The following is a 6,613-nucleotide window of genomic DNA, read 5'->3' on the forward strand; positions in this document are numbered from 1 at the left end:
TGACCAACCACAGTTTCTTCAATCTGGAGGGCGCGACATCGGGCGCGCCTATCCTCGACCACAGGCTGACGGTCGCTGCCGAGCATTTCCTCGCGATCGATCCCACCGCCATTCCGCTGCCGGAGCCGCCTCGCACGGTGGCCGGCACGCCGTTCGACTTCCGCAGCCCGCATACCGTGGGCGAACGCATCCGCGAAAACGATCAGCAATTGCAGAGCGGCAGGGGCTATGACCACACTTACTGCCTCGGCCGCGACGGCAAGCTCGCGCTCGCGGCGCGGCTGGAAGCCCCGCTTTCGGGACGCATCATGGAGCTGTTCACCAATCAGCCCGGCATCCAGGTCTATTCCGGCAACTATCTCGACGGCACGATCTCGGGCAAGGGCGGCAAGCTGATCCGGCAATCGGACGCCATGTGCCTGGAGCCGCATATCTGGCCTGATGCGCCGAACCGGCCGGATTTTCCGAGCCCGCGTCTCGATCCCGGCGGAATCTACCGGCATCACACCGTCTATCGCTTTGCAGCGAGGACGTCATGATGGAAGAAGTGCCGACCACCGTTCTCTCCGCCGAGCAGTGTCATCTCGGCGAAGGGCCGACCTATGATCTGACCACCGATACCGCCTGGTGGTTCGACATCCGCGAAGGACGCCTGTTCGAGGCGCATCTCGGCAGTGGCGCGATCCGCGTCCACGGGCTCGGCCGGATGGCGAGCGCGCTCGGACGCATCGATGCCGAGCGGCAGCTGGTCGTCGCGGAGGATGGCCTCTACATCCGCAGTCTCGCCGACGGCGCGATGACGCTGTTCTGTCCGCTCGAAGCGGACAATCAAGCGACGCGTTCCAATGATTGCCGCGTGCATCAGTCCGGCACGTTCTGGATCGGGACCATGGGCAAGAAGGCTGAGCGGGGGGCGGGCGCGATCTACGCGCTTCACCGCGGCCAGATCTCGACGCTGTTTCCCGGCATCAGCATTCCCAATTCGATCTGCTTCTCGCCGGATGGCGCGACCGGCTACTTCACCGACACCGCGCGCGCGGTGCTCTATGCGGTGCCGCTCAATCCCGCCACCGGCCTGCCGCGCGGCGAGCCGGAGGTGCTGCTCCGCCACACCGGCATCGGCGGTCTCGATGGCTCGGTGYGCGACGCCGACGGGCAGATCTGGAATGCGTGCTGGGGCGCGAGCCGTATCGACGTCTACAGCCCGCAGGGCGAGAGGCTGCGCTCACTGAGCGTGCCGGCCAAGCAGGCGAGTTGCCCGGCCTTCGTCGGCCCCGACCTGTCGCGTCTCCTCGTCACCTCGGCCTGGCAGGATATGGATGCGGCGGCGCGCGCCGCCGATCCGCAAGCCGGTTGCACCTTTCTGCTGAAGGCCTCCGCGCATGGTCGCGCGGAGCCCGACGTCAAGCTCGCATAGGAGGACCCCAGGCACTCGACCGACGTTCGCTACGACCGAAGAAACAGTCTGACACCTAAGGGAGTGAAGCATGCTGAAACTGAAGACGACAATCCTCGCGCTGGCGCTGGCCGGCGCTGCGACGATGGCCGCAGGCGTTCCCGCCTCAGCGCAGGACAAGGCGACCGTCGGCATCGCCATGCCGACCAAATCGTCGGCGCGCTGGATCGACGACGGCAACAACATGGTCAAGGTGCTGAAGGAGCGCGGCTACAACACCGACCTGCAATACGCCGAGGACGACATTCCGAACCAGCTCTCGCAGGTCGAGAACATGGTGACCAAGGGTGCGAAGGCGCTGGTGATCGCCGCGATCGACGGCACCACGCTGTCCGACGTGCTCAAGCAGGCCAAGGCCAAGGGCATCACTGTGATCGCCTATGACCGCCTGATCCGCGGCACGCCGAACGTCGACTACTACGCGACCTTCGACAATTTCCAGGTCGGCGTGCTCCAGGCGGAGTCGCTCGTGCAGGGCCTCGGCCTCAAGGACGGCAAGGGTCCGTTCAACATCGAGCTGTTCGGCGGCTCGCCGGACGACAACAACGCCTACTTCTTCTATAATGGCGCGATGAGCGTGCTGAAGCCGTACATCGACAGCGGCAAGCTCGTCGTCGTGTCCGGCCAGATGGGGATGGACAAGGTCGCGACCTTGCGCTGGGACGGCGCCACCGCGCAAGCCCGCATGGACAACCTGCTCAGCGCCTACTACGGCAACAAGAAGGTCAACGCCGTGCTGTCGCCCTATGACGGCCTGTCGATCGGCATCATCTCCTCGCTGAAGGGCGTGGGCTATGGCAGTGCTGACCAGCCGATGCCCGTCATCTCGGGCCAGGACGCCGAGGTGCCCTCGATCAAGGCGATGCTGCGCGGCGATCAGTATTCGACCATCTTCAAGGACACCCGCGACCTCGCCAAGGTGACCGCCGACATGGTCGACGCGGCGCTCGCCGGCAAGCAGGTCTCGGTCAACGACACCAAGACCTACGAGAACGGCGTCAAGACCGTGCCGTCCTATCTGCTCAAGCCGGTCGTGGTCTACAAGGACAATTGGGAGAAGGTCTTGGTGGACAGCGGCTACTACAAGAAGGCGCAGTTCCAGTAGGACTCCGTCTTCTCCCTCTCCCCGCTTGCGGGGAGAGGGAGCTCTCTATGGGGATGAAACGTATGTCCACGTACGTACTCGTCATGCCCGGGCTTGTCCCGGGCACCCACGTCCTTCCTCGCAAGCGGTGGCACGTGGATGGCCGGGACAAGCCCGGCGATGACGACGTGGAGAAGTCCGGGAGAATGATCCGATGACCGCCATGCTGGAGATGCGCAACGTCAGCAAGAGTTTTGCCGGCGTCCAGGCGTTGCGCGACGTCAACTTCTCGGTTCATGCCGGGCAGATCCACGCGCTCGTCGGCGAGAACGGCGCCGGCAAGTCCACGCTGATGAAGGTGCTGAGCGGCGTCTATCCGCACGGCAGCTACGAGGGCACCATCATCTTCGAGGGGGAGGAGCGCCACTTCCGCGACATCAACGATTCCGAGGCGCTCGGCATCATCATCATTCATCAAGAACTTGCGCTGATCCCGCTGATGTCGATCGCGGAGAACATCTTTCTGTCACATCCGCCGTCAAAACTCGGCGTGATCGATCGCGACGAGGTGTACCGGCGCACGCGCGAGCTGCTGGCGCAGGTCGGCCTCAAGGAATCGCCGGACACGCTGATCACCGATCTCGGCGTCGGCAAGCAGCAGCTGGTCGAGATCGCCAAGGCGCTGTCCAAGCGGGTGCGGATGCTGATCCTGGACGAGCCGACCGCGAGCCTGAACGAGGCCGACAGTGCCGCGCTGCTCGAACGCCTGATGGCGTTCCGCGAGCAGGGCATCGGCTCGATCCTGATCTCGCACAAGCTCAACGAGGTCGCCAAGGTCGCCGACCACATCACCGTGCTGCGCGACGGCCGGACCGTCGACAGCATCGACTGCCATGCCGAGCCGATCCAGGAAGACCGCATCATCCGCAGCATGGTCAACCGCGATATGGCTCACCGTTTCCCGGAGCGTAGCGCAAAGATCGGCGAGCCGGTCCTCAACGTTGAGAACTGGTCGGTCTATCACCCCATCCATCCCGAGCGGCAGGTGATCAAAAACGTCGATTTCGGCGTGAAGCGCGGCGAGGTCGTCGGCATTGCCGGGCTGATGGGCGCCGGCCGCACCGAATTCGCCATGAGCCTGTTCGGCCGCTCCTGGGGCACCAATATCAGCGGCCGGATCCGGCTCGAGGGCCGGGAAATCGTGCTGTCGAGCGTCGCCGCCGCGATCGACGCGGGCCTTGCCTATGTCACCGAGGACCGCAAGCAGCTCGGCCTGATCCTCGCCGACGACGTCCGCAAGAACATCACGCTCGCCAGCCTCGACCAGGTCGCGCCTAACCGGGTGATCGACGACATCGCCGAGCTGAAGGTCGCCAGCGACTACCGCAACCGCATGCGCATCCGCTGCTCCGACGTCTACCAGGAGACCGGCCAGCTCTCCGGCGGCAACCAGCAGAAGGTCGTCCTGTCGAAATGGCTGATGACCGACCCCAAGGTGCTGATCCTGGACGAGCCGACAAGGGGCATCGACGTCGGTGCCAAGTACGAGATTTACTGTATCATCAACGAGCTGGCGGAAGCCGGCCGCGGCGTCGTGGTGATCTCCTCGGAGATGCCCGAGCTGCTCGGCATCTGCGACCGCATCTGCGTCATGAACGACGGCGCCTTCGTCGGAGAGTTCAAGGGCGCCGAGGCGACGCAGGAGAAGATCATGCGCGCCATCATGCGCAACCAGAGAAGCAACGGAAACGGCGTGCCTGAGGCCGCGGAGATGGGAGGATTGCAGCCATGACCGACAAGACGGTTTCGCTGCCCGAGGAGCGCCGGCACGGCAGCTTCATCAAGAACAATTTGCGCAATTACGGCATGCTGATGTCGCTGATCGCGATCATGCTGTTCTTCCAGGTCATGACCGGCGGCACGCTGCTCCAGCCGCTCAATTTGACCAACCTGGTGCTTCAGAACAGCTACATCGTCATCATGGCGCTCGGCATGCTGCTGGTGATCGTCACCGGCCATATCGACCTCTCGGTCGGTTCGGTCGCGGGCTTCGTCGGCGCGGTGGCCGCCGTGCTGATGGTGACCTGGAAGGTCGACTACACGCTGGCCTTCATTGCCTGCCTGCTGCTGGGCGCCGCGATCGGTGCGGCGCAGGGCTATTGGGTGGCCTATTTCAAGATTCCGTCCTTCATCGTGACGCTGGCCGGCATGCTGGTGTTCAAGGGCCTTGCGCTTGCGGTGTTGCAGGGCCAGTCGCTCGGGCCGTTCCCGGCGACCTTCCAGAAACTGTCCTCGGGCTTCATTCCGGAGATCCTGCCCGAGGCCGGCACGCTGCATCCGACCTCCATGCTGATCGGTGCCTTGCTCGCGCTCGGCCTCGTCTATGCCAGCGCCAAGGGAAGGTCGCGCGAGCAGTTACACGGCATCGAGGTCGAGCCCTACGCGTTCTTCCTCGGCAAGAGCATCCTGCTGGCCTGCGCCGTGCTCTATTTCACCTATCTGATCGCCTCGCATCGCGGCCTGCCCAACGTGCTGGTGATCATGACCGCGCTGATCGCGCTCTACGGCTTCGTCACCCGCCGCACCGTGATCGGCCGGCAGGTCTACGCAGTCGGCGGCAACGCGAAAGCTGCAAGCCTGTCGGGCATCAAGACGGAGCGGCTGACCTTCTTCACTTTCGTCAACATGGGCGTGCTGGCCGCGCTCGCCGGCCTCGTCTTCGCCGCGCGTCTCAACACCGCGACGCCGAAGGCGGGCTTGGGCTTCGAGCTCGACGTCATCGCCGCCTGCTTCATCGGCGGCGCCTCGGCCTATGGCGGTGTCGGACGCGTCGGCGGCGCCGTGGTCGGCGCCATGATCATGGGCGTGATGAACAACGGCATGTCCATCCTCGGCATCGGCATCGACTATCAGCAGGTCATCAAGGGCCTGGTGCTGCTGGGGGCCGTGTGCATCGACGTGTATAACCAGCGGCGATGACGCTGCGTAGTCGTAGGGTGGGCAAAGGCGCGTAAGCGCYGTGCCCACCATCTTTCCACGATCGCGCGAGAAGTGGTGGGCACGCGTCCACCTTCGAGCTACGGCGGCCGCTTTGCCCACCCTACGGCAGTCGCGACTGCGGCGCCGCCGGAAGCCCTCGACGCCTCGCGCTTGAATGCGTCTTGTCGAAGACACCCGCAAATCCGTACAGGAAGCGCGCCGGCTCGGCATCGACGTTTCTTCGGCGTTTGTTCCGCGTGACTTCCCGTTCGGGTGAGCTATTGCTCACTCGTTGGGTATATGATCGAATGGCCGGATGGACCAAAGTCGGCCGAAACCCGATCTCATCATCTTCGATTGCGACGGCGTGCTCGTCGACAGCGAGCTATTGAGCTGCCGGTGCCTGTCCGAGGTGCTGGCCGAATTCGGCTTCGCGCTCAGCGAAGAGCAGGCGCTCGAGCTGTTTCTCGGACGCAGCACCAAGGCGATCGAGCAGCATTACCGTGATCTCGGGCAGGTCGTGCCGGACGGCTTTCTGCCGCGCCTGAAGTCGCGCGTGCTGGAGACGTTTGCCGCCTCGCTCGAGCCGATCCCCGGGGTCGGGGCGGTGATCTCCAAACTCACCACGCCGTTCTGCGTGGCCTCGTCCAGCGACATCGACCGCGTCTCGCTTTCGCTCGATGTCACCGGTCTTCGGGCGCATTTCGGCGCGCGGCTCTACACTGCGCAGATGGTCAGGCACGGCAAGCCGGCGCCGGATCTCTTCCTCCACGCGGCGGCGCAGATGGGCGCGGAGCCCCCGCGCGCGCTGGTGATCGAGGACAGCGTCAGCGGCGTGCAGGCGGGCAAGGCGGCCGGCATGACCGTCTGGGGATTTGTCGGCGGCAGCCATTATCGCGCCCGCGACGGCCGCGCTATATTGTCCGCCGCCGGGGCCGATCGGGTCTTCTCGCGCATGAGCGATTTCTGGGAGGCGTGATTTCAGCCATGGCCGCCGAGAACGACAAATCGAGACTCGACGACGCCGCGCGGGCCGGCTGGCTCTATTTCATCGCCGGCCACACCCAGGACGAGATCGCGAAGATGCTCCAGGT

At 64.7% G+C, this 6,613-nt stretch carries 6 protein-coding genes and 1 pseudogene; all 7 read left to right on the forward strand.

The window, feature by feature from the left end:
* Positions 1–539, forward strand: a 539-nt coding sequence (locus AC1D00_RS21060; RefSeq protein WP_477011990.1) for an aldose epimerase family protein, incomplete at its 5' end; no start/stop codon positions are given.
* The gene (locus AC1D00_RS21065) at positions 539–1,417 is read left to right on the forward strand and encodes an SMP-30/gluconolactonase/LRE family protein (RefSeq protein WP_477011992.1); all 879 of its coding nucleotides are present in this window, start codon (positions 539–541) and stop codon (positions 1,415–1,417) included. The genes AC1D00_RS21060 and AC1D00_RS21065, both read left to right, overlap by 1 nt.
* A 70-nt stretch (positions 1,418–1,487) precedes the next feature.
* On the forward strand, positions 1,488–2,561 hold the full coding sequence (gene chvE / locus AC1D00_RS21070; protein WP_135172641.1) for a multiple monosaccharide ABC transporter substrate-binding protein: 1,074 nt from the start codon (positions 1,488–1,490) through the stop codon (positions 2,559–2,561).
* Positions 2,562–2,754: 193 nt separating this feature from the next.
* A complete protein-coding gene (mmsA, locus tag AC1D00_RS21075) occupies positions 2,755–4,332 on the forward strand; it encodes a multiple monosaccharide ABC transporter ATP-binding protein (protein ID WP_477011991.1) in 1,578 nt (525 codons plus the stop codon).
* Complete coding sequence (gene mmsB / locus AC1D00_RS21080) at positions 4,329–5,519, forward strand: multiple monosaccharide ABC transporter permease (protein ID WP_135172643.1); 1,191 nt, start codon at positions 4,329–4,331, stop codon at positions 5,517–5,519. The genes mmsA and mmsB overlap by 4 nt, the downstream gene beginning before the upstream one ends.
* A gap of 316 nt (positions 5,520–5,835) precedes the next feature.
* On the forward strand, positions 5,836–6,498 hold the full coding sequence (locus AC1D00_RS21085) for an HAD family hydrolase (RefSeq protein ID WP_404554486.1): 663 nt from the start codon (positions 5,836–5,838) through the stop codon (positions 6,496–6,498).
* Between the two features lie 8 nt (positions 6,499–6,506).
* Positions 6,507–6,613, forward strand: a pseudogene (locus tag AC1D00_RS21090) (sugar-binding transcriptional regulator); the annotation flags it as partial.

The organism is Bradyrhizobium sp. P2_E8, assembly GCF_056403875.1.

Excerpts from the sequence above, each read along its gene's own strand:
- AC1D00_RS21085 (WP_404554486.1), top strand. The coding sequence starts at position 5,836 with ATGGACCAAAGTCGGCCGAAACCCGATCTCATCATCTTCGATTGCGAC.
- mmsA (WP_477011991.1), top strand. The coding sequence starts at position 2,755 with ATGACCGCCATGCTGGAGATGCGCAACGTCAGCAAGAGTTTTGCCGGC.
- chvE (WP_135172641.1), top strand. The coding sequence starts at position 1,488 with ATGCTGAAACTGAAGACGACAATCCTCGCGCTGGCGCTGGCCGGCGCT.
- mmsB (WP_135172643.1), top strand. The coding sequence starts at position 4,329 with ATGACCGACAAGACGGTTTCGCTGCCCGAGGAGCGCCGGCACGGCAGC.